We start from the raw sequence: 25,503 nt of genomic DNA on the forward strand, positions 1-25,503 counted from the left end.
GTTCCCCCTGACCGGCCATGCTGCAATGCGTTGAGCCTGTCCCCCGCGTTCGTTAAGCTCCCCCGGTTACCTCACTTGATGCCACTTGGGGGCCGACCGGTCCGGGGATTGTTTTTGAGCGCTGTTACCACGACCGAACGAAGCCATCCGATCCTCACCGCGCTGCTGCTGGCGGTCCTAGTCGCGGGCCTCAACGTGGGCCTGTGGTTCCTGGGCAACATCCCGCGCGGCCCGGACGACTGGAACGGCCCGATCTCCGGTTTCGCCTTCACGGCCTACCAGCGCTACCAGAATCCGATGCGGGGCGACGTCTCCTCCGACCCGGAAATCACCGGCGACCTGCACCTGGTGCATCGCTATTCGCCACGCATTCGTACCTACTCGATGCTGGAGAACCCGCAGACGATCCGCCTGGCCGACAAGGAAGGGCTGGACGTGATGGCGGGCGCCAACATCGACACCCGCCTGGAAAACAACGAGCGCGAGATCGACGCGCTGATCGCCCAGGCCCACCGCTTCCCCAAGACCATCTCGCGCGTCATCGTCGGTAACGAGGTGCTGTATCGCGGCGACCTCAAGCCCAGCCAGATGATGGCCTACCTGGATCGCGTGCGCGCCGCCGTGCACCAGCCGGTCTCCATGGCCGAACCGTTCCATGTGTGGATGCAGAATCCGGAGTTGGCCGACCACGTCGACTTCATCACGGTCCATCTGTTTCCCTACTGGAACGGTATCGATCGCAAGGATGCCGTGCCCGACTCCATCGGCACGCGCGAGGCCGACGGCAGCAAGGACAGCGATGGCAGCTTCCAGGCGCTCCAGCATCGCTTCCCGAGCAAGCACATCGTTATCGGCGAGATTGGCTGGCCCTCCAACGGCGACCGCCACGAATACGCCTACCCGACCGTTTCCAATGAAGCGATCTTCCTGCGCGACTTCTTCAACATGGCCAAGCGCAAGGGCATCGACGACTACTACGTCCTCGAAGCCATCGACCAGCCGTGGAAGGAAAACCTGGGCGAAGGCCGCACGGGCGCGTACTGGGGCATGTTCAATGCCGACCGCCAGCTGAAATTCCCGTTCAAGGGTCCGGTGACCGAAGACACCAGCTGGCCGTGGAAGGCGTTTGCCGCCTCGGCGCTGGCCTTCTTCCCCATGGTCTGGTTCGGCAGTCGCTTCCGTCGCTTCAAGCTGATGGGCCGGCTGTTCTTCATGGCCTTGCTGCAGCTGGCCTGCGGCCTGATCGTCTGGTCGGCCACCCTGCCCTTCAATTTCTACCTGAGCCCGTTCGACTGGGCCATGTTGATCCTGCTGTTCCCTGCGCAGATCGCGATCCTGGCGATCCTGCTGATCAACGGTTTCGAATTCACCGAGGTGCTCTGGCGTCGCGAGTGGATCCGCCACGCCGGCATGCTGCCGTACGATCCGGTCGAAAAGCAGCCCTTCGTGTCCATCCACCTGGCCTGCCACAACGAGCCGCCGGAGATGGTCCAGATCACGCTGGATTCGCTGGCCCGCCTGAACTACGAGAATTTCGAAGTCCTGGTGCTGGACAACAACACCAAGGATCCGGCGGTCTGGGAGCCGGTGAAGGCGTACTGCGAACAGCTCGGTCCCAAGTTCCGCTTCTTCCATCTCGAACCCTGGCCCGGCTACAAGGCGGGCGCGCTCAACTTCGGCCTCACCGCCACGGACGAACGTGCCGAGGTCGTCGCCGTGATCGATGCCGACTACGAGGTTCGCGAGGACTGGCTGGCCGCGCTCACCGGCTACTTCCACGACGCCAAGGTAGCCGTGGTGCAGTGCCCGCAGGCCCACCGCGAGTTCGAGAACAACCGCTTCCGGCGCATGACCGCGTGGGAATACGACGGCTTCTTCCGCATCGGCATGCATCATCGCAACGAGCGCAACGCCATCATCCAGCACGGCACCATGACCATGGTCCGTCGCTCGGCGCTGGAAGGCACCGGCGGCTGGTCCGAATGGACGATCTGCGAGGATGCCGAGCTCGGCCTGCGCCTCATGCACGCAGGCTACGAGCTGGTCTACGTTGACGAACTGATGGGCAAGGGCCTGACCCCTGCCGACTTCAAGGCGTACAAGAGCCAGCGCTATCGCTGGGCCTTCGGCGCCATGCAGATCCTCAAGGGCCGCTGGAGCTGGATGACCCGTAAGGGACCCCTCTCCGCCGGCCAGCGCTTCCACTTCCTCACTGGCTGGTTCAGCTGGTTCGCCGATGCGCTGCACTTCATCTTCACGATGATGGGCCTGCTGTGGACGGCCGGCATGATCTACGCGCCGCAGTACTTCAACCTGCCGATGCAGCTGTTCCTGATCCCGGTGATCGGCTTCTTCTTCGCCAAGGCGATCTTCGGCTTCGTGCTTTATCGCGCGCGCGTCCCGTGCAGCTGGTACGACACCATCATGGCCTCGGTGGCCAGCATGGGTCTGTCGCACGCTATTGCACGCGGCATCCTGCATGGCCTGACACGCGAGAAGACGGCCTTCGTGGTCACCGCGAAGAGCCGACGCATGGGTGGCAGCAGTTTTGCCGCTTTTGCCCCGGTACGTGAGGAAGGTCTCATGGCGATCGCCCTGCTCTGCGCGGTGATCGGCATGGCGATGCACTACGGCACGAACTATGTGGAGAGCGTGCTGTGGATGTTCATCCTCACGGCGCAGTCCATTCCCTACGTGTCGGCGCTGGTCGGCGCCTGGATCGCGCACACTGCGGGTGACGAAGCGGGCTGAACCACCGGGGGTCGTTCACGTTTGTGTATCGACCCTGCACGCGCCGCGCGGTAAGTTACGCCAAGACCTGATGTCAGGGGATGCCGGAGGTGTCCCCGCTCGCCGCCGTACCCCACGGTGTTGGATCACGACCGGAACGGGATGCTCATGCGCCGAACCAGACGCCATGGACTGCTGCTTCTGCCGTGGTTCCTCCTGCCCTGCCTCGCCCATGCCGGCGTCGTCGTCACCGTGGACGGCGTCGATGAAACCCTGAAAAACGCCGTCGTTGCCGGCGTCGAACTGAGTCAGTACGCCAAGCGTGATGCCACCGCAGCGCAGATCCGGCGGCTCTACGACAACGCTCCCGACCAGGTACAGGCTGCGCTCCGCCCTTACGGCTACTACGAAGCGACCGCTACCGGCGACATCAAGCAGGTCGGCAATGACTGGCAGGTGTCCCTCCACGTCGTGCCCGGCACGCCGGTTACCGTGAAGACCGTCAACGTCGGCCTGGACAAGGAGGCTGCCAAGCTGCAGCCCATCGCCCGTGCCATGCGCGGCGTCAACGGACTCAAGGACAAGACGCTCAACGACGGCCAGTACGACGCGGCGCGTGATGCCGTCAGCGGCGCGCTCACGGCGACGGGCTTTCTCGATGCCAAGCTCGTCACCCATCGTGTCGAGGTCAACCGCGCCGAACACAGCGCCACCGTCGAGCTGGCCTGGGAGACGGGCAAACGCTACCGCTACGGCACGATCCATTTCGAGAACTCGCAGTTCCGCGACGGCTTCCTCGATCGCTACGTGCCATTCAAGAGTGGCGACTACTTCTCGCAGAACCAGCTGCTCGACCTGCAGCAGGCCCTCAACGGCGCCGATTACTTCGCCGTGGTCAACGTCATGCCCGACACCGACAACGCGAAGGACGGCACGATCGACATCAAGGTGGAACTCGCGCCGGCCAAGCGCACGATCTATACCGGCGGGCCGTTCTTCGGCACCGATACCGGCGCCGGCCTGCGCGGCGGCATCGAAAAGCGCTGGGTGAACGATCGCGGCCACAAATGGAAGAACGAACTGGTCGTGGCGCAACGGCTCAAGACCATTTCCACGCTGTACCAGATCCCCATGCCGGGTCCCAACCAGCGCAGCTTCAATTTCGGCGCGAACTACCGCGACGCCAACACGGTCACCTCGAAGTCGCGCACGATCCAGCTCGTCGCCAATGAAACGCGGCTGTGGCACGGTTGGACACGAACGATCGGCATCAATGTCCTGTCAGGCACGTTCACCGTCGGCAAACGCGGCGGCGAAGGCGACAACGCCCTCGGCCTGGATCACGGCCAGAGCACCCTGCTCTACCCGGAACTCACCTTGAGCCGGAAGAAGGGTGACAACCCGACCTTCGTGCGCAGCGGCTGGTCGCTCACACTCACCGCCCGCAGCACCGCCGGCGACCTGCTCTCCGATGCACGCTTCTCCGAACTGATGGGCGACGCGAAGTGGATCCAGTCGTTCTGGGGACGCAATCGCCTGATCCTCCGCGGCACCGCGGGCAAGATCTGGACGGACGACTTCAGCGCCTTGCCGCCGCAGCTGCGTTTCTTCGCCGGTGGCGATCGCTCCGTGCGCGGCTACGACTTCGAAAGCATCGGCCCGAAGAACTCGTACGGTCGCGTGATCGGCGGCGAGAACCTGCTTGTCGGCAGCACCGAGGTGGAGCATTACTTCACGCGCAACTGGGGCATGGCCGCCTTCGTCGATGCGGGCAATGCCTTCGCCGGCACCGACTACAAACCGCTGGTCGGTACCGGCCTGGGCGTGCGCTGGCTGTCGCCGGTCGGCATGATCCGCGCCGACCTTGCCGTTCCGGTCGGTAACAAGGAATCGCACGGTATCCACCTGCACGTCGTCATCGGGCCCGACCTGTGAGGAGCACCGGCATGAAATGGTTGATCCGCGTGGGCGTGGCCGTTGGCGTACTGCTTCTGGTCGTCGTGCTTGGCGTGTGGTGGCTGGTCGGCAGCGCGTCCGGACTTCGCTTCGCGCTGGCGCGTGCAGGTGCCTTTACCGATAACGCGCTCACCGTCGATCACGCCGAAGGGCGTCTTGCCGGCCCGCTGGACCTCACTGGACTGCGCTATCGCGATGGCAAGGGCATGGATATCCGTGTCGCCCGTGCGCATGTCGATTTCTCGTTCGGCTCGCTGCTGCGCAAGCGCGCGCACGTCTATGACCTGACCGCCGATGGCATCGATGTGGCACTGCCGCCGAGCCAGCCCGAGCCCGAGACGGCGTCGGAGCCGTTCTCGCTCGAGCCACCACTCGACATCGTGCTCGACAAGGTCAAGGTTGGTCACGTCAAGGTGACCCAGGCCGGCCAGCCGCTGTTCGAATCCAGTTCGCTCGACCTGGTTGGCTCCTGGACGTCGAAGGGCATCGCGCTGCAAACCCTCGCGCTGCGTGCCCCCGACGGACAGGCCGATCTCGGCGGCACGCTTGCCGTCGGCAAGGGTTACAAGGGTGACGGCAAGGCGAGTTTCCGCTGGAAACTCGGCGACATCGACTACGCCGGCGACCTCGAAGCGCATAGCGACGGTGCGAAGGCGCACACCCTCGTCAAGCTCACCCTGCCCTTCGTGGCACAAGTGGATGCCAACCTCGTTCAGAGCGGCGACTTCGCCTGGACAGCGAAGATCGATGCGCCACGCTTCGATCCCAAACCGCTGATCGGCGACAGCAGCCTGCAATCTCTGGCTCTCGCGCTTCAGGGCTCGGGCGACCGTTACCACGCGGATCTCAGCGGGGACGTCGACCTCAACGATTACGTCGTGCGACTGACGCCGGTGAAGGCCGCGTTCGACCACGAGTACAAGCGACTCACGCTCGACGAACTCACCGTCGGCTCACCGCAGGTCAAGGGTGCGCTGACCGCGCGCGGCACGGTCGACATCGGGGCACAGCCGGTCTCGGCAGATCTCGCGCTCAACTGGAAGGATGTCCTCGTTCCCGCCAGCGTCGCCGGACAGGACCTCGCCAGCGTCGGCCAACTCACCTTCAAGGGCAGCGCCGACGCGTACCACGCGGCTGGCGACGTCGACATCGGGCCACCCGGTCACGTCGGCAAGTTCACCCTGGACGTCGACGGCAAACCGGACATCATCGCCCTGCACACGGTGCAGCTGAAGCAGCCCAACGGCAGCCTCGCCGCCAGCGGCACGCTGACCCTGCAGCCACAACTGGCCTGGAAGATCGACCTAAAGGGCGATCGTTTCGATCCCAGCCAGTTGCTCGCCGAGTGGCCCGGCGCGCTCAACCTCGATCTGTCCACCGAAGGCCAGATGGCAAAGGATGGCCCGCTCGGCACGCTCGAGCTGCGCAAGCTCGATGGCACGCTTCGCCAGCGGCAACTACGTGGCTTTGGCAAGCTCACGCTGAAGCCCAACGAAGTGGTTAACGGCACGCTCGATCTCGCCTCTGGCGGCAGCACGGTTCATCTGGATGCCAAGGGCGATACCGCCAACGACGCTAACCTGAAGCTGGCCATCACGTCGCTCGGCGACTGGCTGCCCGATGCCGGTGGCCGGATCCAGGGCGACGTCTCGGCCAAGGGCAATGTGCCGAAGCTGGCGGTGAAGGCGAATGTTCGCGGTGGTGCCCTGATGTATGCCGGCCAGAAGGTCGATGCGCTGACCGTCGACGCGGACATTCCCGATATCAGCAAGCCCGGTGGCAAGGTCGCCATCGTCGGCACGCACGTCGTCTCGGGCGGTCTCGTCTTCGACCGCCTCGCGGTGAACGCCAACGGGACGCAGGAACAGCACCAGCTCAGCGTGGACGCGACCGGTCGCCCGCTTGCTGCCGATCTCCAGCTCTCCGGCTCACTACGCAACGGCGCGTGGAGCGGCACGCTGTCCACGCTCAACATCGACTATCAGGGACTGCCCCGCTGGCGCCTGCAGAACGCCAGCCAGCTGGCCTGGAAGGATGGCGCAGCCAGCCTGAGCGACCTCTGCCTCACCGCCGGCGAGCCGCTGCTGTGCGTGGCGGCGAAGCAGGACAAGGGCGGCAACCTCGACGCCAGCTATCGTCTGCGCAAGGTGCCGCTCGCCCTGATCATGACGGCGGCCGAGCAGTCGAACAGCCCGATGCGTGCCGACGGCATCATCGAAGGCGATGGCAGCATTCGTCGTACCGCGGCGGGCGCGTTGTCCGGGCAGGCGAATATCACCAGCGCGCATGGCTCCATCGCCTATACCGATCGCAGCGAGAATCCGCTGCTCGTCTACGACAACCTCGTCGCCAATGCGCAGCTCGCGCCCGACAACCAGCGTGTCACCGTTCGCGCGTCGCTCAACAAGGGCGGAACGCTCGATGGCAACGTGTCGATCAGCGGCGCCCAGCAGGCGCTCGGCGGCACCGTCGCCCTGCATCTCACCGACCTCGGCGTCATCGAGCTGTTCACCAGCGAGGTCGCCGAGGTGAAGGGTGGCCTCGATGCCAACTTCCATCTCGGTGGGACCATCGCCACGCCAGCCATTACCGGGCAGGCGCTCGTCGTCGGCTTCGCCGCGGAAGTGCCGAGTGCGGGCTTGAAGCTCAAGGACGGACGCATCAGCGTCACCACCACGGACGCGACGAATTACACCGTCGACGGCACGATCCGCTCGGGCGAAGGCACACTCGGCATTAAGGGCACGGCCGCGCTCGGTGCTGGTGCACAGATGCGCCTCGGCATCCAGGGATCGAAGTTCACCGCCGTCGATATTCCGGCCGCCAAGGCCATCGTCTCGCCCGACATCCAGATCGTGCAGGACACCAAGGGCATGAATGTCACCGGCAAGCTCAACATCGATCTGGCCGACGTCAACGTCGAGCGCCTGCCCGGCGCCGGCGCGACGAAGGCCTCGCCCGATGTCGTCGTGGTCGACGACAAGCAGCAGGAAGCCGCCGCCGAAGCTTCGCCGATCTCCGCCGATATCCGCGTCGACCTCGGCCAGAAGGTTCACCTCGTCGGCTTCGGTATCGACGGTCGCATCACCGGCCAGCTCGACGTGCGCGAGCGCCCGGGCCGCGCGACGACGGGCCAGGGCCAGATCGGTGTCGATGGAACCTACAAGGCCTATGGGCAGGATCTGAAGATCCAGCAGGGCCAGCTGCTCTTCGCCACCACGCCGATCGACAATCCGCGGCTGAACATCCGCGCCGTGCGCGCGATCAATCCCAACGCCACCATCGACGACGGCCAGACCGTCGGCCTGTACGTGTCCGGCACCGCGCAGCGCCCTATCCTCACGGTGTTCTCGAATCCCGTGATGGAACAATCCGACGCGCTTTCCTACCTCGTCACCGGCAAGCCGTTGTCGCAGGTGAGCGGCGGCGAAGGCAACATGGTCGGCGCCGCGGCACAGGCACTCGGCTCCGCGGCAGGCGATCTGCTGGCGAAGAGTGTGGGCTCGAAAATCGGCGTCGACGACATCGGTGTGTCGAGCAACGATGCCCTCGGCGGCACCTCGGCGTTCACGGTCGGCAAGTATCTGTCTCCGCGGTTGTACCTGAGCTACGGCGTGGGCCTCTTCGATCCCGGCCAGGTGATCACGCTGAGATACCTCTTCAGCAAGAAGTGGAACTTCGAGGCACAGAACGCCACGGAGTTCAGCCGGGCGAGTTTGAATTACAGACTAGAGCGCTAGCCGCGGCGGACGAGAACGCTAACCACGGCCGCTAGAACGCTGACCGTAGCCGTTCCTTGTAGGAGCCGATTCATCGGCGAAAGCCAGCCTTTCTCAGTCCCGATCTGTCTGATTCAAAGAAAAGGCCCGCAAGGGCCTCTTCTTTTCGATGGGTTAAACCCGTCAATCAACCCGAGACCGCAGACAACTCAACATTGCTTTGCTACAGACGCTTCCTTGCCTGGGTGATCAGCGATCGGCTTGCGGCTGTTGACCGCCGCTCGCCGCGGCGGGGCTCCGACCAAGAGGTGCGTTCGTAATAAAGTACTCGTAGTTGGCTGCACTACGGACGGCAGAAGGGCGCGGCAATGCATGTGCACTCGCCCGGTCCCGGACCCCGTCGATGTCTACCGTGGCCTTCGCCATGCCATCGCCCTGATGTGAAATCTCGTGCGCGATGGTTCCGGCCTGCGAGGTGATCCCGCCGGTGATGGGATCTGTGAAGTTCACTGGACACAGATGGATAAGCTTGCCCTCCGCCCAAGCACGGGCGGCCGGATGGTATCCCTTGCATTGATCGCAGGCCGTCATTGCGCCTGACTGAAGGCGGACGTATGTGGCGACGATGGTCTCGTCAACGCGAGTGTTGTCGGTAGCTTCATGACCTGGCTCGGGGGCTTGGGGCGCGCCTTCATCCCAACTGCCGAACCAGTTCAAATAGCGGCGGTGAGGCTTCATGTGCACTCGTGGCGGCACGGGATTCTCGGGATCGATCGGATCGGCGTAGTACAGCGATCCCAGGAAGTTCATCGCCACCTCCGAGATCGATTTTGCACCCGCAATCGCACGGCTCGTGGCGTCTTGCTGCTCCGCCGTACATTGAATGGTTGAAGCAGTCGCTGCGATATGCGCGCCAGCACGCGCCACCACAAATGTAGCGGCGTTACTTTCGACTGACTCGTGAGGAATACTCTCCGATTCGCCATTTGGCAGGATCACCGGAACGCGCTCGTATATTGCTACGCTCGTTTTTACCGTGACTGATCCCGCCGGAGGAAGATCGTACTCCCGGGATAAGTCGACCTTGGCATCGAGGTGTTTTCCCGACCGAATGCGGATGAACAGGGACGGCGGCGGCGCGCCCATGACGACATAGCGCCCCTTGTACAGGACCTCGTGCCCGAACGCGTCGGTAACGCTGAGCCAATTGCTGGTCGTCCGGCCATCGGGCTGGGCGAAGACGCTGTTGTAGCCGTAAACGAAAATATCGTGGTCTGTGCCGTTGGAGAGAGTCAAGGCGATTGAATTCGCCGCAGAAGCATCTCGGCCATCGTGGGTCAAAGACAGGGAAACACCGCTGCTGGCATACGCGGCTGGAACGAAAAACCAGATGGCCGCTGTGAACGCGGTTCTATAGATACCTCTCATGCTGACGCTTCCTGACGTGTATGGAGCCCTGTTGGCCCATTCACGCTATGTCAGGCGACTATCACGTCATATGGAAGGATTCTGAAATACGTCCGCAGGAATCTTGAACGTGACGTACGTCACATCGAATCAGCGAGGCGCGTGCAACCGCTGCAACAACTCCGCTTCGGTCAACGAAATCCCGCACGTCTCGGAAATATCCTTCGCCGAAGCGCCCTGGCGCGCGAGACGCTGGGCAAGCGCAAGCGCCCGATCTGTGGCCGCGCCCGGCTCACCCGCCACGGTCACGGCAGGATTCCGGCGTACCTGGTCTTCGATATCGCCAAGGCGGTTCTCGAGACGGCGAAGCATCGCGGCGAGTGCATCGGGCGGAACGGCTGGCGTGGGCTCGTCGCGGATGTCACGGATGTCTTCGTAGGCGGACGTCGCGTTTGAGGTGGGCGTGGCCTGTGTCACCGGGGTCGCAGCCGGCGCGGCCGGAGTGGCCGACGGCGCCGTGCCGAAGCGGCGGAAAAGCAGCAGCAGGCCGACCAGGTTGAGGACGGCCAGTGCGATCAGCACGTATCCGATGACGGGGTTCATGTGGTGATTCCCTGGAGAGCGGGGACACGTTAGCGCATCGTGGTGTTTCGTAGAAGCGCGATGTTTTGCGGGATCTTGGAGGCTGATCGCCGGCGTAGCCGGCTCCCACAAGAAGCAGGCCCCACAAAATGCAGGCCCATGGGAGCCTGGCCGGGTCAGGCTCTACAGAGCCTGGGAATGTCGATGAGGGCGATGAAGCCGTCGTCGCGGGTGATGACGCCGCTGACCGGGTCGTCGCGGCGAGTGGCGCGGCCCGGGGGCGGCGGTGCGACGTCGGCGGGGTTGAACTCGAGCATGTCGCCGATCACGTCGATGCGCATGCCGACGATGCTGCCCGAGTCGTCGAAGACGATGACGCGCTGGGCGTCTTCGTCGGCGACGTCGATGCGACCTTCGAGGCCGAAGCGACGACGGCCGTCGAGCACGGGCACGATCTGGCCGCGCAGGTTGACGATACCGAGGACATCCTCGGGCGCGCCCGGCACGGGGGTGATGTCGCCGCAGCGGATCACCTCACGTACGCTGGCCAGGGACACCGCATAGCGCTGCCCCTTCAGGGAAAATCCAAGCCAGGCACCACGCCCGTCGCGTTGGGGTTCGGTCACGGGCCCAGCTCCTTTTCCAGCCATTCGATCAGCGCCGCGGTACCGACCACGCCGCACTTGGGTTCTTGGGACATGCCAGCGAGCCACGGACGCGTGGTCGCGCCCTTGCGCCATTGGATCGCCGTGGCGTCGAGTTCCACCGGCTCTTCGTCGACGATGCAGGCCAATGCCCAGGCACGGTCGCCCAGCAGGATCAGGGTGGGCGAATGCGCGCCAGCCATGTCCGGCGAGAGGATCGCAGCGAGGTCGGCCACGCGTGCGACACCACTCGGATGGCGCCAGCGTCCGAGGCAAATCGGATTCGTCGTGTTCGGCGGCGTCAACGGCGGCATCGGCAGCATATGGGTGATATCGGACATCGGCACGGCAAGACGCACGCCGGCCGCAAGACAGAGCAGATAGCGGCTATCGGCCGACGTCGGCGGCTCGGCGTTTGGCACGGTGCGCCAGGGGTCGATCGAAACGACCTTGACCTCGGCGTCCGGTGCCGGTGCAGGCAAGGCAGGTGTCAGCAGCTCCGCCAGGTAGTCGGCGACGATCTGCTCGGCGTCCTGCAGGGCGCGCATCACGCCGCCGCATCCGCGACGGAGGTGGCCGGCGAGGCCAGCAATTCGTCGAGCAACTGCCGGTAAGCCAGGCCACCGCGACGCGCAGCTGGCCAGGATGCCAGGGGCACGCCCGCCGCGCTCGCTTCACGAATCTGCGTATCGGTCGGGATAACGGCGTGGCTGACGCCGTCGCTGTACTTCTCGCGCAGTTGCTCGAGGCAGGCTCGCGAGGCATGCGTGCGTGCGTCGAACATCGTCGGCACGATGGTGCGCGGCAGCGGTCGGCCGCGCGAGCGCTCGATCATGGACAGGCTGCGCAGCATGCGCTCGAGACCTGCGAGGGCCAGTGCTTCGGTCTGCGTCGGCACGAGCAAGCGGTCGCTCGCGGCCAGCGCGTTGACCATCAATACGCCGAGGGTCGGCGGGCAGTCGAGCAAGACGTGATCGAAATCACTGGCGAGTTCGGCGAGCGCCTTGGCAAGGATCAAGCCCATGCCCGGCCGTGTGCCGAGCTGGCGATCCAGCGTGATCATCGCCGCGGACGCCGGCAGCACGCTGAGGTGATCCCACTTCGTGGCATGCACGAGCGTGCCAGCTGGCAACGGATTGCCACCGATGCCGAACAGGTCGTAGACGCTGCCATGCGCGCCACCTTCGACGCCGATGTAGCCGGACAGCGAGGCGTGCGGATCCATGTCGATCAGCAGCGTGCGCTTGCCGGAAGCAGCGAGAAGACTACCTAACGCAACGGTCGTCGTGGTCTTGCCTACCCCACCTTTCTGGTTGGAGACCGCCCAGACGCGCATCAGCGATTACCCCCTGCAGGAGTCGCCGTTGCGATCGGTGCGGGAGCCACCGTCGGAGCCGTCGCCGCACCGACGACGGGAAGACGATCGGCATCGCTATAGAAACGCGCCGGCTCAGCCTTGTCGCTCATCACGACGATGAGCACGCGGCGATTGCGATTGCGGCCTTCGTCGGTACCGTTGTCGGTGGTCGGACGAAACTCGCCCCAGCCGACGATGCCGACACGATGCGGATCGACGCCACTGGTCGTCAGCAGGCGTGCCACCGTCGCCGCACGGGCGGCCGACAATTCCCAGTTCGAAGGGAAGGTCGCCGTCGCGATGGGCGTGTTGTCGGTGTAGCCCTCGATGCGCATGGCGTTCGGGAACGGGCCGAGGATGCCGGCGAGCTTGCGCAGCACGTCTTCGGCGGTGCCCTGCAGCCTGGCCACGCCGACGGGAAAGAGGATGTCGGTACGGACTTCGATCTCGAGCCAGTCCTTGGTCTGGCGCACGCTGACCAGGTTCTTGTCGATCAGCGGCTTCATCGCGCGCTGCACTTCGTCGGAGATCTGGCTGAGGCTGGCGTCCTCGGTCTTGCCGACCGTGGTATTCGCCGCCGTCGCGGTATTGATGCTCGCCGATTCCTGTCGCGTGGGAGCGGCGCCTTCGTGCCCCGGCAGAGGCAGGTTGCGTGGCGGAATCGGCACGTCGATCTTGGCAATGGGGGCAGCGGCCGGCGCGCGCGACTGGTTCGGCAGCGGCACCTGCGCGGCGGGCGTCGCCTCGCGGATCGGCTCGATGACCTTGCCGGTGCCGTTGAAAGCCTCGTTGATCGACTGCGCCATGACGCGGAACTTGGTTTCGTTCACGGCCGAGACCGCATACATCACCACGAATAACGCCAGCAGCAGCGTGATCAGATCCCCGTAGGGAATCGCCCAGCGCTCGTGGTTGATGTGTTCTTCGTGGTGGCGCCGCTTCACGAAAGGAATCCCTGGAGCTTGCTTTCAATGTGCCGCGGGTTGTCGCCCTGGGCGATCGAAACCAGGCCTTCCACAAGGATTTCGCGCATCTGCGAGCGCAGGCGGGCGAGGCCTTTCAGTCGTGATGCCATGGGCAAGGCGAGCAGGTTGGCCAGGCCGATACCGTAGATCGTCGCGACGAAGGCCGCGGCGATGCCATGACCGAGCTTGCTCGGGTCGGCGAGATTCTGCATGACCGACATCAGGCCCATGACGGCGCCGATGATGCCCATCGTCGGCGAATACGCACCGGCGTTCTCGAAGACCTTGGCGGCTTCGATGTCGGTGTGTTCGCGTGCGTAGACTTCCACTTCGAGCACGGAACGCATGGCGTCCGGCTCGGTGCCGTCGACGAGCAGTTGCAGCCCCTTGCGGATGAAGGGATCGGATTCACGCTCGATTGCCGGCTCCAGGCCGAGCAGGCCCGTGCGACGGGAAATCTCGCTCCAGCCGACGATGCGGCTGACCAGATTCTCCGACTCGATGTCCGGTGGGCGATACACCCAGGGCAGCATGGTCCAGGCGCGCTTGAGCACCGGGCCGGGCGTTTGCACCAGCAGCGCGGCGAGCGTGCCGAGGAAGACGATGACGAACGCCGCCGGGTTCCACAGGGCATCGAGGCTCGAGCCCTTGAGGATGGTGCCCACGATGATGACCACGAAAGCCAGGATCGTTCCGACGACGCTCACGATATCCATATCAGACAGCCATCCTTAGTGAAGGCAGCACCTGGCCCGCATCGTCGGCGAGGCCGGCGAGGTCGAGCACGAGGGAGATGCGGCCATCGCCGGTGATCGTCGCGCCTGCGACGCCCGGGACATCCTTGAGGAACGGACCCAGCGGCTTGGCCATGACGTCTTCGCGGCCGAGCACTTCGTCGACCAGGCAACCGAGTGTCTGGTGGCCGATCTGCACGACGACGACGTGACCGCCCTTCCCCGCCGCGCCGGCCCAGTTGCCGAGGTCGGCAAGCGGCAGCGCGCGCTGGCGATGCGAGGCGACAATGCGACCGTCCAGTTCCTGGATCTGGCCCGGCACGAGTTCGAACACTTCGGTGACGTTGGACAACGGCAGCGACAGCAGGCGATTACCGACGCGAACCATGAGCACGCGCATGATCGCCAGGGTAAGCGGTACCGAGAGACGGACCGTGCTGCCATGGCCGACGCGCGAGTCGATCGAGAGCGTGCCGCCGAGTTCGACGATCTTGGTCTTGACCACGTCCATGCCGACGCCTCGGCCGGAAATATCCGAGACCTCGGCCGCGGTGGAGAAACCGGGACGGAAGACGATTTCGTAGCACTCGCGCTCATCCAGACGCGCCGCCTGCTCTTCGTCCATCAGGCCTTTTTCGACGGCCTTCCGACGCAGGACCTCGGGATCCATGCCCTTGCCGTCGTCGGTGACGGTGATGACGATGCGGTCGCCGAACTGGCCGGCGGCCAGGCGAACCGTGCCGGAGCGCGATTTGCCGGCGCGTTCACGCACGTCGGGCATCTCGATGCCGTGGTCTACCGCGTTGCGAAGCAGGTGCACCAGCGGATCGGCCAGCGCCTCGACCACGGTACGGTCGATATCGGTGTCTTCGCCCTCGGTGACCAGCTCGATGTCCTTGCCGAGCTGACGCGCGAGGTCGCGGATGATGCGGGGGAAACGCGAGAAGAGTTTGCCCACCGGCTGCATGCGCATGCGCAACACGGCGTTCTGCAGATCTTCGGCGACGCGCTCGAGTTCACCGATGGCGCGTTCCATCGGGTCGTTCGTGCCGCGCGGCGCGAGATTGGTCAGGCGGTTGCGGACGAGTACCAGCTCGCCTGCGGCATCGACGAGGCTGTCGAGGCGGAAGGTGTCGACGCGGACGGTGGTGTCGGCCGTTGACGAGGCGCGTTTTTCGGTGGTGGCTGTGGGTTTTGCGGTGGGAGCCGGTTTTGCTGGTGGGGTTGCGGCGGCGGGGATCGCCGATGAATCGGCTCCTACAGGGGTAGTGGACGCTACGGCGGGTTGGATCGCCGATGAATCGGCTCCTGCAACAGCGGTGGCCGGCGTGAGCGTGCCGGGGGCGGCGGTGCCGTGGAGGCTGTCTAGGAGGGCCTCGAATTCGTCGTCGCTGATGGCGTTGGGATCGGCGGCGGGCATCGCCGCCGAAGCGGCTCCCACAGATGGCGCTTCGGCGATCGGTGTTGCGGTGGCCGGGATCGCCGCTGAAGCGGCTCCCACATTTGCCGCCGCCCCTGCAGGGGCGGCGGCATCGGCGCCGGGGGCACCGGTGCCGTAGAGCGAATCCAGCAGCGCTTCGAATTCATCGTCGTTGATCGTGCCCGAAGGTGTCGAGGCCGGTGCGCGGTCGTTGCGCGCGGCGTCGAGCATGGCTTCGAATTCGTCTTCGATCGGATCGTAGGGGCGCTGCGACGACACGGCGGGGGCGCTGGTCGACGCCGGCGTCGACATCACCGGCGACAGCGCCACCGGCGGTGCGGAGCCGGCACGACCCGGAATCAGCAGGCGGTCGAGCACGGAGCGAGGCGCGGGCTCGGCGGGAACGCCCGCGTCGGCCGCACGCATCATGTCGTTGAGGAGGTCCAGCGACTCGAGCAGCGCATCCATGAAGCCGGGGTTCAACACCACCGCGCCGTTACGGGCCTCGTTGAGGAGGTCCTCGGCGCGGTGGCACAGCTCCACCATGGCGTTGAGGCCCAGAAAGCCCGCACCGCCCTTCACGGTATGGAACGCGCGGAAGACCGCGTTCAGCAGCTCGGCGTCCCCCGGCGAGGCTTCGAGATCCACGAGCTGTTCGCCCAGGCTCTCGAGCAGTTCGCGTGCTTCGATCAGGAAGACATTGAGCAGCTCGTTGTCCAGCTCCACGCTCATACGGCGCTCAGAACCCGAATTCGCTGAGCAGTCGATCCACTTCGTCCTGGCTGACCTTGTCCGGGGCCGGTGCGTGTGCGCCACCGGCCAGCGAACCAGTGAGACGCACCAGTTCGACCAGCGACGACTCCACCTTGGCCATGAACGATTCGACCTGCGCGACGCGCTGGCCGGACAGATCCTGCCAGGACTGGGCCTCGACCATCTCGCCCAGGCCGATGTCGCAGCTCTGCGCGAAATCGCCGACGCGCACGGCCAGGGCCGTCGCATTCGGTGCGAAGGCCGGATCGGCGTGATCGAGCACCAGCACTTCGTCGGCCTGCTTGGCCAGCGCCTGCGCCTGAGGACGCAGCCTGTCGCTGAAATCGAGGGTGCGGTGAGCCGCCTGTGAGCTCATCTCGAGCACGTCGCGCAGGTGTTTGCGCGCATCGCTCATGTTGCCCGGCACGCCATCGCTGGAGATATCGGAGGCCAGACGGCGGACCGACTCGTGCAGATCGCGCGCAAGATGGCCCAGGGCCAGGAACAGGTGCTGTTCACGGCTGCGCAGGAGGCGATCGAGCGCCTGTTCGAAGGCGACGCTGTCATCGGCGTCGAGCAACTCGCGCAGCTCGGGAACGACCTCGTGGCCGGGGTTAAGCATGGTATTCATCGTCATTCCCTTAGCCCGCAGCCGCGGCGAGTCGTTCGAAGATCTTGTCGAGCTTTTCCTTCAGCGTGACCGCCGTGAACGGCTTGACCACGTAGCCGTTCACGCCGCTCTGCGCGGCGGCGATGATCTGGTCGCGATTGTTCTCGGCCGTGACCATCAGCACCGGCATCGACTTCAGCGCGGCGTCCGCGCGGATCGCGCGAAGCAGGTCGATGCCCGTCATGTTGGGCATGTTCCAGTCGGTCACCACCAGGTCGAAAGGCTGGGCACGCAACATCGTGAGCGCCGCGTTGCCGTCTTCAGCCTCCTGGATGAGGGTGTTCGTAAATCCCAGCTCGACCAGGAGATTCCTGACGATGCGTCGCATGGTGGAGAAATCGTCCACCACGAGGATTTTCATGTTCTTGTCCAAAACTCGTCTCCGCCTGACTGCGCGTTCTTACCGGCGACGGCACCGTAATGCCGTCAATGCTTGTCTTTCCAACCCGTCATGCGTGCGCGGAGGCGAATCAGGGCCTGGCCATGGATCTGGCACACCCGCGATTCACTCACACCCAGCACCGCACCGATTTCCTTCAGATTGAGCTCTTCATCGTAGTACAGCGACATCACCAGCTTCTCGCGTTCGGGCAGGCCGTCGATGGATTGGGCCAGCGCATCGCGCAAGCCGTCCTGTTCGAAGATCCCTTCCGGCCCCGCGGCATCCGGGTCCGCGACATCGATCGCCGCGCCTTCGTCGCCTTCGGGCGCCGTAAGACTGAGCAACCGCGCGCTCGCCGCGTCGGCCAGGATCTGGTTGTACTCCATGGCGTCGATGCCCAGCCGCTTCATCACCTCGGCGTCTTCGGCATCACCACCTGTCTCGTTCTCGATCTGCCTCGTTACTTCAGCCACCTCGCGCAACTTCCGGTGCACGGAGCGGGGGGTCCAGTCCGTCTTGCGCAGTTCGTCCAGCATCGCGCCCCGTATGCGGATACCCGCATAGGTCTCGAAACTGGCCGCGCGAGTCGGCGAGTAATTTCTTGCGGCCTCCAGCAGTCCGATCATCCCGGCCTGCATGAGGTCGTTTGCATCCACGCTTGGCGGCAGCCGGCCCATCAGGTGATAGGCGATCCGGCGCACCAGCGGCGCGTGGGTTCGTACCAATTGATCCGCCGGGATTCGCGTGACTTCAAGGTATTCCGTCGCAACGCTCACAGTGGCAACCCTCCTCCCAGGTGGGACCGCTCGGCGAAAAAGCCGATGCGACCCTGAGCACGGGGTTCGGGTTCACCCCATGTATCGACCGACCTGGCCAGATTCTTGAATCCAACTGCAGATCGGCTGCTCGGCCAGACATCGACCACCGCCGACTGGCGGCGAATCGCCTGGCGCAGGTACTCGTCGTGCGGGACCATCCCCATGAAATCCAAGGAAACATCCAGGAATCGGTTGGTCACCCGGGACAGTTTCTCGAACAGCTGGCGACCTTCCTGGGCATGGCGGACCATGTTGGCCACGATGCGGAAGCGGTTCACGCCGAACTCCCGGCTCATGACCTTGATCAGGGCGTAGGCATCGGTCAGCGAGGCCGGCTCGTCGCAGACCACCACCACGACTTCGTCGGAAGCCGCGGCGAACATGGAGACGCTGTCCGAAATGCCGGCGGCGGTGTCGACGATCAGGTATTCGGGGGCGATCGGGTATTCGTCGAACGCGCGGATGACGGCGGCATGCTCGATATTCGGCAACTGCGCCATGCGGCGCGCGCCGGAGGTGGCCGGAATCACCTTCAGGCCATGCGGCGCCTGGAGGATCAGATCCTCGATGCGGCACTCGCCCTCGAGCATGTGCCCGAGGTGACGGGTCGGCTGCAGCCCGAGCAGCACGTCGATATTGGCCATGGCCAGATCGGCATCGAGCAGGACGACGTCGCGTCCGCCCATGGCCAGGGCCATACCGAGGTTGACCGCCACGGTGGTCTTGCCGACGCCGCCCTTGCCGCCCGCGATCGCGATGCTGCGGGTAGGGCGACGGTCGTCAAGCCAGTTGAGGCCGGCGGCCTGGGTGCTATCGACGTGTGTGGTCATGAAGGAATTCACTGCCGTGAAAGAGTGTGCGGTGGCGGTAGTCACGTTATGCGGTTTCCCGATCAGGCGAGCGCGGGCGCCGCGGTGCCGAAACGATCGGCAAGTACGGCGTCGTCGGGCTCCTCGTTGCGCTGCTTGAGCAGTTGGGCTGCGAGGCAGACCAGCTTGCGCGCATCGGCGGAGGCGATGTCTTCGGGCACACGCTGCCCGTCGGTGGTGTAGTCCAGCGGCATGGCGTGGCGAATGAGTGCCGACAGGGCGCCGCCGATCAGCGGCGCCTCGTCGAGCTTGGTAAGGATGGCGGTCTGCGGTGACAGCGGCGCGTACGAGCGGATCGCGTTGTCGATCGCCTGGGCCTGCGCATTGGCGGCGAGCACCAGGCAGACGCGCAGGTTCGAGGTCGCGCGCAGCGTGTCGAACTGCTGCTGCAGCTTGGGATCGTTGCCGGCCATGCCGGCGGTGTCGACCAGCACGGTGTGCTTGCTGCGCAGCTGGAGAAGCACGTTGCGCAGGCTGTCCGCATCGTGGGCGTTGTACACGCGCACGCCGAGGAGGCGACCGTAATGCTCGAGCTGCGCGCCGGCACCGATACGGTACTGGTCGGCGCTGATGAGGGCGACGTTGGAAGCGCCGTGGCGAAGGACGGCACGGGCGGCGAGCTTGGCGATGGTCGTCGTCTTGCCGACGCCGGTGGTACCGACCAGCGCGGTGACGCCGCCGCCGACCGTGTCGAAATTGCGCCCGCTGGTGCGGATGTTGCGCGAGAGGATGCCCAGCGGCAGGTAACGCGCCTGTTCGGAGGTCATGCCGGCCGGCAGTTCGGCGCACAGCGCGCGAGCCACGTCGCCGTCGATGCCCAGGCGGGTCATTTCGCGAAGCACGCGAGCGCGCAGCGGCTGATCGCGATCCATCTGGTTCCAGGCCAGCGTGGAAAGCTGGACTTCCAGCATTTCACGCAGGCTGTTGATCTCGGCACGCACGCCGTTCACGGCGGCGTCGCTGTTCGGGTTGACCGTGGCGGCACGGACCACGTCGGCCACGCTGGACGCGAGGGCGGCGCTGGACTGGCGCTGCGGTGCATTCGGATTGACCGCTGCGCCCTTGGCGGCACGTTCGACGGCAGCAGCCGTGGCGGCACGTGCCTGATCGATGCGTGCGGCGCGGTCGCTGTCGCGCGTGGCGCGGATCGGCGCCAGCGCGGCAGCATGCTTCGCAGCGGTCTCTTCGGCGGTCGGCGGTTCGAAGGCGAAACCCGCCTCGCGAACCAGCGCTTCGTCGTAGTCGAGCGCGGCGATGATTTCGATACCGTCGTCCATCCGACGCGTGGACAGGATCACGGCGTCCGGACCCTGCTCATCGCGAACCTGGCGCATGGCCTGGCGCATGTCGGCGGCAACGAATCGTTTGATTTTCATGCGTTAGCTCCTCTGTCCTATCGTCCGAGGGCCGTCACCAGCTTGACGCGGCGGTTGTCCGGGACCTCGTTATAGGCGAGTACATGCAGGTTTTGGGCCACATGCCGAGTGAAGCGTGAAAGCCAGGGACGAAGTGCCGGCGAGACCAGCAGGACGGCCGGTTCGCCGGCCGCTTCCTGACGTCGCGCGGCCTCCGCCACGTTCTGCTGGAGACGATCGGCCAGACCCGGCTCGATCGCCGCACCGGCGGGACCACCACCCTGTAGGGACTGCAGAAGAATCTGCTCCAGTTCCGGCGCCAAAGTAATGACGGGGACCTCAGTTCCGAGCCCGGCGATCTCCTGCACGATCTGTCGGCCAAGGGTGACGCGCACACTGGCCGCGAGGACGCCGGGATCCTGACTCTGGCCAGCATGCTCGGCCAGCGACTCGACGATGCCGCGGAAGTTACGAATCGGCACGCGCTCGGCGAGCAGGTTCTGCAGCACCTTGACCACCGCACCGAGCGACAGGCGCTTGGGCACCAGGTCTTCGACGAGCTTCGGCGTCTGCTGGGCGAGGCGGTCGAGCAGCTGCTGCACGTCCTGGTGGCCGATGAGTTCGTGGGCGTGGTTCTGCAGGATGTGCGAGAGGTGGGTGGCGATCACCGTGGCCGGGTCGACCACCGTGTAGCCCAGCGTCTGCGCATGCTCACGCAGGCCGGGCTCGATCCATACGGCGTCGAGGCCGAAGGCCGGATCGCGGGTGGCAATACCGTTGATCGTCCCGTGCACGCGGCCCGGATCGATGGCCAGCATGCGCTCGGTGTGAATTTCGGCTTCGCCCATCGGTACGCCCATCAGCGAGATGCGATACCCGTGTGGCGAGAGGTCGAGGTTGTCGCGAATGTGTACGGACGGAACCAGGAAGCCCAGCTCCTGCGAGAGCTTGCGGCGCACCGACTTGATCCGCGCCATGAGTTCACCGCCCTGCGCCTTGTCGACCAGCGGGATCAGGCGGTAGCCGACCTCCAGGCCGATCGTGTCGACCTGGGCCACGTCTTCCCACGAGAGTTCGAGACGTTCGCCGGGCGGCGTCGATTCCAGCGCAAGCTCCGTGCCCGGTGCCGTGGCGTCGGCGGGCGTCCCACCGTCGGCGAGGCGATCCTTGTTCTGCTGCAGCTTCCAGGCGCCGAAACCGGCACCGGCGGCGAGCAACAGGAACGGCAGGTTCGGCATGCCCGGAACCAGGCCCATCGCGCCGAGCACGGCAGCCGCCACGGCCAGCGCCTTCGGCTGGCCGAAGAGCTGCCCCATCACGTGCTTGCCCATTTCCTGGGACTTGGACACGCGGGTGACGATGACCGCCGTGGCGATCGAGAGCATCAGGCCCGGCACCTGGGCGACCAGGCCATCGCCGATGGTCAGCAGGGTGTACGTGCGTGCCGCCTCCGAGGCAGATAGGCCGTGCTGCAGCATGCCGATGAAAAAGCCGCCGATGATGTTGATCGCGAGGATCAGCATGCCGGCCGTGGCGTCGCCGCGCACGAACTTGGATGCACCGTCCATCGAACCGTAGAAGTCGGCTTCCTCGCGCACTTCCTGACGGCGCTCGCGCGCCTGTTCCTGGGTGAGCAGGCCGGCATTGAGATCGGCATCGATCGCCATCTGCTTGCCGGGCATGGCGTCGAGGGTGAAGCGCGCAGTCACTTCCGAGACGCGCGTGGCGCCCTTGGTCACGACCACGAAGTTGATGATGGTGAGGATGGCGAACACCACGAAACCGACGGCGAAGTTTCCGCCGATGACGAACTCGCCGAAGGCCTCGATCACCTTGCCGGCCGCACCCGGGCCGTTGTGGCCGTGCAGCAGGACGACGCGGGTGGAGGCGATGTTCAACGCCAGGCGCAGCAAGGTGGCGAACAGCACCACGGTCGGGAACGAGGCCAGTTCCAGCGGGCGCATCACGTACATGGTGGCCAGCAGGATCACCAGGGACAACGCGATGTTGAAGGTGAACAGCAGGTCGAGCATGAACGGGGGCAGCGGCAGCATGAGCATGCCGAGCATCACCAGCATCACCACCGGCGCGGCAATGCCCCGCCGGCCGATCTGGCGGAACGTGCCCATGAGCGTGGTCGTAGCTGCCATCGTCACTTATCCATACGGTAGGGGCCGAGCAGTTCAGGATCGATGTCCTGCACGGGTAGATCGGGCGGGAGGTCGCCAACGGCGATCGCCTGCTTCAGGCGGAACACATAGGCCAGGATCTGGGCGACGGCGACATATAGCGCCGAGGGGATCTCGCGACCGACTTCCGTCGTTGCATACAAGGCGCGTGCCAACGGCGCCGCTTCCACCACAGGAACTTTCGCGGCACCGGCCACATCGCGGATTTGCTGGGCCAGGACGTCCACACCCTTTGCCACGACTCGCGGCGCGCCCATTTTTACGTCGTCGTACTTGAGGGCGACGGCGAAGTGGGTCGGGTTGACCACGATCACGTCCGCCGTAGGAACGTCTTCCATCATCCGGCGGCGAGCCATCTGGTGCTGCATCTGACGGATTTTCGACTTCAGTTCCGGACTGCCTTCGCTTTCCTTGTGCTCGTCCTTCACTTCCTGCTTGGTCATGCGCATCTTCTTGGTGAAGCTGAAGGCCTGCCAGGGTGCATCCACCAGGGCGATCAGTCCCAGGGCACAGGCGAAGATCAGTGACGCCTGGCCCAGGACGCTGAAGGTGTGGGCGATGCCATCCTTGACCGGCCCGCTGCCTACTGCGTACATCTCCTTCGTGGTGCGATTGAGGTACCAGACCAGTGCGCCGCCGATCAGGAGCAGCTTGAGCAACGACTTGCCCAGCTCGACCAGTCCGTTCATGGATACCAGGCGACCGAAGCCCTTGATCGGGTCGAGACGATCGAACTTCGGTACCAGCGCTTCGAGCGAGAAATTCAGCCCGCCCATGAGCGCGGGCGCGGCGACCGCGGCCACGGCGGTCACCGTGAAGACCGGGCCGAGCAGCTTCAGGCCCTCGCCCGCGGCAGTCATCAGCGCATGGCTGATGCCGTTGGCGGCGAACAGGTCGTCGCGACCGTAACGCAGGCCCACGTGCATGATGTTCGACGCGTGCACGGCCATCTGGTCGCGCGAGGCGATCATCGTGGTCACGCCGGCGAGCACGACCACGGCGGTGGACAGATCGCGCGAACGCGGCAGATCGCCCTTTTCACGAGCCTCGCGAAGTCGTTTGTCACTAGGTGATTCGGTTTTGTCTTCCTGGTCGGACTCGCTCATGGCGACGACCTCCCGACCAACTGGCGCATGGCTTCCCAGGCGTCGGTCTGCAGCGAATCCCAGGCGCTGGGCAGGCCGCGCAGGGCCAGCCACACGGCGATGATGCCCAGGCAGATGGTGATCGGAAAACCGACCGCGAACAGGTTCATCGATGGCGCCGAACGGCTGATCGCGCCGAAGCCCAGGTTGACCACGAGCACGGCGGTGAGCGCCGGCAAGGCGACGCGAACGGCACCCGCGAACAGGTGGCTGGCAAACTGAAGCACGCCCCAGATGCCGTCCGCGCCGATGCCGTGATCGCTCACCGGCATGCTGCGGAAGCTGTCGGCGAGCAGGCCGATCAGTTGCAGGTGGCCGTTCATCACCAGGAACAGCAAGGTCACGATCATCGTATAGAACTGGCTGAGCACCGGCGTGGTGCCGCCAAGGCCGGGGTTCAGCACCTCGGCGAAGCCCAGGCTCATGGCCTGCGAAACGAACTGGCCACCGAAGGCCACGGCCTCGAACACCAGCTTGAGCAGGAAACCGAGCGCCGCACCGATCAGGACCTGCTGGGCCAGCGTCGCCACGCCCTGCGCCGACAGCGGCCGAAGCTCCATCGGTGCCAGCGGCGCAAGCAACACCGTGAGCATGACGGCCAGGCCCATCTTGATGCGCGGCGGGACCGTGTTCGCGCTCAGCACCGGCGCGACGAGCAGCAGGCCGGAAATGCGGGCCAACGCCCAGCACGCCCCGCCCACCCACCCCTCGAGCTGGTTCAGGTCGATCGGCATCAACGCACCGCCTGGGGCAGGCTTTCGATCAGGGTGCGGGTGAAGGTCACGAGCGTGCGCAGCATCCAGGGGCCGGTGATGATCATCACCAGGGCCATGGAGATCAGCTTCGGAATGAAGCTGAGGGTCTGTTCGTTGATCTGCGTGGCCGCCTGGATCATGCCGACGATCAGGCCGACGGCCAGCGCGGTGAGCAGCAGCGGTGCGCCGACCAGCATGGCGATGTGCAGGGCCTGCTGACCGAAGGCGATGACCGACTCGGGCGTCATTGGTAGAAGCTCCCCGCCAGCGTGCCCAGCAGCAGTGTCCAGCCGTCGACGAGGACGAACAGCATGATCTTGAAAGGCAGCGAGATGATCATCGGCGAGACCATCATCATGCCCATCGACATCAGCACGCTGGCCACGACCAGGTCGATGATCAGGAACGGGATGAACAGCAGGAAGCCCATCTGGAACGCGGTCTTCAGCTCACTGGTCACGAACGCAGGCAAGGCCACGCGGTAAGGCACGGAGTCTTTGTCGGCATACGGCTGCTCGCCAGCGAGCTTGGTGAACAGCTGGAGATCCGGCTCACGTGTCTGGTCGAGCATGAAGTGACGGAACGGCGCGGCAGCCAGTGGCACGGCATCCTGCACGGTCATCTGGCCATCCATGTACGGCTTGATGCCCGTGTCGTAGGCCTTGTTGATCACCGGCGACATCACGAACAGGGTGAGGAAAAGCGACAGGCCGATGATGACCTGGTTCGGCGGCGTGCTGTTGGTACCGAGCGCCTGGCGCAGAAAGCCGAGCACGATGACGATGCGGGTGAACGAGGTCATCATCAGCAGGATCGCCGGGAGGACCGTCAGCGCCGTCATCAGCGCCAGCATCTGGATCGATAGCGACCAGTTCTGGCTGCCATTCGCGCCCGGCTGCACGTTCAGCAGCTGGATGCCCGGCGGCGGAAGCGGATCGGCGGCGGACGCCACCATGGGCGCGAGAAGCAGCACGATGAAGACAAACCACGACCAGCCGCGCATCGTGCGGGACGGCTTTCTGTGGGAGCGGGCTTCGCCCGCGATAGCCCCCC

The 25,503-nt window shown here is 65.2% G+C and carries 21 protein-coding genes; 3 read left to right on the forward strand and 18 right to left on the reverse strand.

Annotated elements, in window-relative coordinates:
* The first annotated feature begins 114 nt into the window (after positions 1-114).
* The 3 genes from BJI69_RS01850 to BJI69_RS01860 all read left to right on the forward strand — a co-directional run bounded on the left by BJI69_RS01850 (position 115) and on the right by BJI69_RS01860 (position 8,426).
* Positions 115-2,751, forward strand: a complete 2,637-nt coding sequence (locus BJI69_RS01850; protein ID WP_046968451.1) for a glycosyltransferase — start codon at positions 115-117, stop codon at positions 2,749-2,751.
* Positions 2,752-2,898: 147 nt separating this feature from the next.
* The gene (locus BJI69_RS01855; RefSeq protein ID WP_046968478.1) at positions 2,899-4,665 is read left to right on the forward strand and encodes an autotransporter assembly complex protein TamA; all 1,767 of its coding nucleotides are present in this window, start codon (positions 2,899-2,901) and stop codon (positions 4,663-4,665) included.
* A gap of 11 nt (positions 4,666-4,676) precedes the next feature.
* Complete coding sequence (locus BJI69_RS01860; protein ID WP_046968450.1) at positions 4,677-8,426, forward strand: translocation/assembly module TamB domain-containing protein; 3,750 nt, start codon at positions 4,677-4,679, stop codon at positions 8,424-8,426.
* 228 nt (positions 8,427-8,654) lie between these two features.
* Here BJI69_RS01860 and BJI69_RS01865 read toward each other — a convergent pair whose 3' ends face one another.
* From BJI69_RS01865 to fliP, 18 genes are all read right to left on the reverse strand, one after another.
* A complete protein-coding gene (locus BJI69_RS01865) occupies positions 8,655-9,833 on the reverse strand; it encodes a M35 family metallo-endopeptidase (protein WP_046968449.1) in 1,179 nt (392 codons plus the stop codon).
* 129 nt (positions 9,834-9,962) lie between these two features.
* Positions 9,963-10,415, reverse strand: coding sequence for a DUF2802 domain-containing protein (locus BJI69_RS01870; protein WP_046968448.1), 453 nt, complete (start codon positions 10,413-10,415; stop codon positions 9,963-9,965).
* Between the two features lie 155 nt (positions 10,416-10,570).
* Positions 10,571-11,020, reverse strand: a complete 450-nt coding sequence (locus BJI69_RS01875) for a chemotaxis protein CheW (RefSeq protein WP_244465297.1) — start codon at positions 11,018-11,020, stop codon at positions 10,571-10,573.
* Complete coding sequence (locus BJI69_RS01880; protein WP_046968446.1) at positions 11,017-11,586, reverse strand: chemotaxis protein CheW; 570 nt, start codon at positions 11,584-11,586, stop codon at positions 11,017-11,019. Before BJI69_RS01880 ends, BJI69_RS01875 begins: the two co-directional genes overlap by 4 nt.
* A complete protein-coding gene (locus BJI69_RS01885; protein ID WP_046968445.1) occupies positions 11,586-12,374 on the reverse strand; it encodes a ParA family protein in 789 nt (262 codons plus the stop codon). Before BJI69_RS01885 ends, BJI69_RS01880 begins: the two co-directional genes overlap by 1 nt.
* Complete coding sequence (gene motD / locus BJI69_RS01890; protein WP_046968444.1) at positions 12,374-13,339, reverse strand: flagellar motor protein MotD; 966 nt, start codon at positions 13,337-13,339, stop codon at positions 12,374-12,376. Before motD ends, BJI69_RS01885 begins: the two co-directional genes overlap by 1 nt.
* The gene (locus tag BJI69_RS01895) at positions 13,336-14,076 is read right to left on the reverse strand and encodes a flagellar motor protein (RefSeq protein ID WP_046968443.1); all 741 of its coding nucleotides are present in this window, start codon (positions 14,074-14,076) and stop codon (positions 13,336-13,338) included. Before BJI69_RS01895 ends, motD begins: the two co-directional genes overlap by 4 nt.
* Before the next feature lies 1 nt (position 14,077).
* Positions 14,078-16,246, reverse strand: coding sequence for a chemotaxis protein CheA (locus BJI69_RS01900; protein WP_046968442.1), 2,169 nt, complete (start codon positions 16,244-16,246; stop codon positions 14,078-14,080).
* Between the two features lie 7 nt (positions 16,247-16,253).
* Positions 16,254-16,898 (reverse strand): protein phosphatase CheZ, encoded by a 645-nt coding sequence (locus tag BJI69_RS01905; RefSeq protein ID WP_125902960.1) that lies wholly within the window; start codon positions 16,896-16,898, stop codon positions 16,254-16,256.
* Positions 16,899-16,908: 10 nt separating this feature from the next.
* Entirely contained in the window at positions 16,909-17,310 is a 402-nt protein-coding gene (cheY, locus tag BJI69_RS01910) for a chemotaxis response regulator CheY (RefSeq protein WP_046968440.1), read from the reverse strand.
* 53 nt (positions 17,311-17,363) lie between these two features.
* On the reverse strand, positions 17,364-18,095 hold the full coding sequence (locus BJI69_RS01915; RefSeq protein WP_046968439.1) for an RNA polymerase sigma factor FliA: 732 nt from the start codon (positions 18,093-18,095) through the stop codon (positions 17,364-17,366).
* Positions 18,092-18,967, reverse strand: coding sequence for a MinD/ParA family protein (locus tag BJI69_RS01920; protein WP_046968438.1), 876 nt, complete (start codon positions 18,965-18,967; stop codon positions 18,092-18,094). Before BJI69_RS01920 ends, BJI69_RS01915 begins: the two co-directional genes overlap by 4 nt.
* Before the next feature lie 62 nt (positions 18,968-19,029).
* Positions 19,030-20,382, reverse strand: a complete 1,353-nt coding sequence (gene flhF, locus BJI69_RS01925; RefSeq protein ID WP_046968437.1) for a flagellar biosynthesis GTPase FlhF — start codon at positions 20,380-20,382, stop codon at positions 19,030-19,032.
* A gap of 17 nt (positions 20,383-20,399) precedes the next feature.
* Complete coding sequence (gene flhA / locus BJI69_RS01930; RefSeq protein ID WP_046968436.1) at positions 20,400-22,511, reverse strand: flagellar biosynthesis protein FlhA; 2,112 nt, start codon at positions 22,509-22,511, stop codon at positions 20,400-20,402.
* Positions 22,512-22,513: 2 nt separating this feature from the next.
* On the reverse strand, positions 22,514-23,656 hold the full coding sequence (flhB, locus tag BJI69_RS01935) for a flagellar biosynthesis protein FlhB (protein ID WP_046968435.1): 1,143 nt from the start codon (positions 23,654-23,656) through the stop codon (positions 22,514-22,516).
* On the reverse strand, positions 23,653-24,429 hold the full coding sequence (fliR, locus tag BJI69_RS01940; RefSeq protein WP_071924856.1) for a flagellar biosynthetic protein FliR: 777 nt from the start codon (positions 24,427-24,429) through the stop codon (positions 23,653-23,655). The genes flhB and fliR overlap by 4 nt, the downstream gene beginning before the upstream one ends.
* Positions 24,429-24,698: a flagellar biosynthesis protein FliQ gene (gene fliQ, locus BJI69_RS01945; protein ID WP_046966192.1), complete on the reverse strand. Its 270-nt coding sequence runs from the start codon at positions 24,696-24,698 to the stop codon at positions 24,429-24,431. Before fliQ ends, fliR begins: the two co-directional genes overlap by 1 nt.
* The gene (gene fliP / locus BJI69_RS01950; protein ID WP_046966197.1) at positions 24,695-25,453 is read right to left on the reverse strand and encodes a flagellar type III secretion system pore protein FliP; all 759 of its coding nucleotides are present in this window, start codon (positions 25,451-25,453) and stop codon (positions 24,695-24,697) included. Before fliP ends, fliQ begins: the two co-directional genes overlap by 4 nt.
* Between the last annotated feature and the right edge of the window lie 50 nt (positions 25,454-25,503).

The sequence above is a fragment of the Luteibacter rhizovicinus DSM 16549 genome (assembly GCF_001887595.1).
Taxonomy (GTDB): Bacteria; Pseudomonadota; Gammaproteobacteria; order Xanthomonadales; family Rhodanobacteraceae; genus Luteibacter; species Luteibacter rhizovicinus.

Bases quoted from the DNA above. Each gene is read 5' to 3' on its own strand.
- fliP (WP_046966197.1), bottom strand. From the start codon at position 25,453: ATGCGCGGCTGGTCGTGGTTTGTCTTCATCGTGCTGCTTCTCGCGCCC.
- flhB (WP_046968435.1), bottom strand. From the start codon at position 23,656: ATGAGCGAGTCCGACCAGGAAGACAAAACCGAATCACCTAGTGACAAA.
- BJI69_RS01920 (WP_046968438.1), bottom strand. From the start codon at position 18,967: ATGACCACACACGTCGATAGCACCCAGGCCGCCGGCCTCAACTGGCTT.
- BJI69_RS01860 (WP_046968450.1), top strand. From the start codon at position 4,677: ATGAAATGGTTGATCCGCGTGGGCGTGGCCGTTGGCGTACTGCTTCTG.
- BJI69_RS01905 (WP_125902960.1), bottom strand. From the start codon at position 16,898: ATGAATACCATGCTTAACCCCGGCCACGAGGTCGTTCCCGAGCTGCGC.
- BJI69_RS01900 (WP_046968442.1), bottom strand. From the start codon at position 16,246: ATGAGCGTGGAGCTGGACAACGAGCTGCTCAATGTCTTCCTGATCGAA.
- BJI69_RS01865 (WP_046968449.1), bottom strand. From the start codon at position 9,833: ATGAGAGGTATCTATAGAACCGCGTTCACAGCGGCCATCTGGTTTTTC.
- BJI69_RS01855 (WP_046968478.1), top strand. From the start codon at position 2,899: ATGCGCCGAACCAGACGCCATGGACTGCTGCTTCTGCCGTGGTTCCTC.
- fliQ (WP_046966192.1), bottom strand. From the start codon at position 24,698: ATGACGCCCGAGTCGGTCATCGCCTTCGGTCAGCAGGCCCTGCACATC.
- BJI69_RS01895 (WP_046968443.1), bottom strand. From the start codon at position 14,076: ATGGATATCGTGAGCGTCGTCGGAACGATCCTGGCTTTCGTGGTCATC.
- flhA (WP_046968436.1), bottom strand. From the start codon at position 22,511: ATGGCAGCTACGACCACGCTCATGGGCACGTTCCGCCAGATCGGCCGG.
- BJI69_RS01870 (WP_046968448.1), bottom strand. From the start codon at position 10,415: ATGAACCCCGTCATCGGATACGTGCTGATCGCACTGGCCGTCCTCAAC.
- BJI69_RS01885 (WP_046968445.1), bottom strand. From the start codon at position 12,374: ATGCGCGTCTGGGCGGTCTCCAACCAGAAAGGTGGGGTAGGCAAGACC.
- flhF (WP_046968437.1), bottom strand. From the start codon at position 20,382: ATGAAAATCAAACGATTCGTTGCCGCCGACATGCGCCAGGCCATGCGC.
- fliR (WP_071924856.1), bottom strand. From the start codon at position 24,429: ATGCCGATCGACCTGAACCAGCTCGAGGGGTGGGTGGGCGGGGCGTGC.
- BJI69_RS01880 (WP_046968446.1), bottom strand. From the start codon at position 11,586: ATGCGCGCCCTGCAGGACGCCGAGCAGATCGTCGCCGACTACCTGGCG.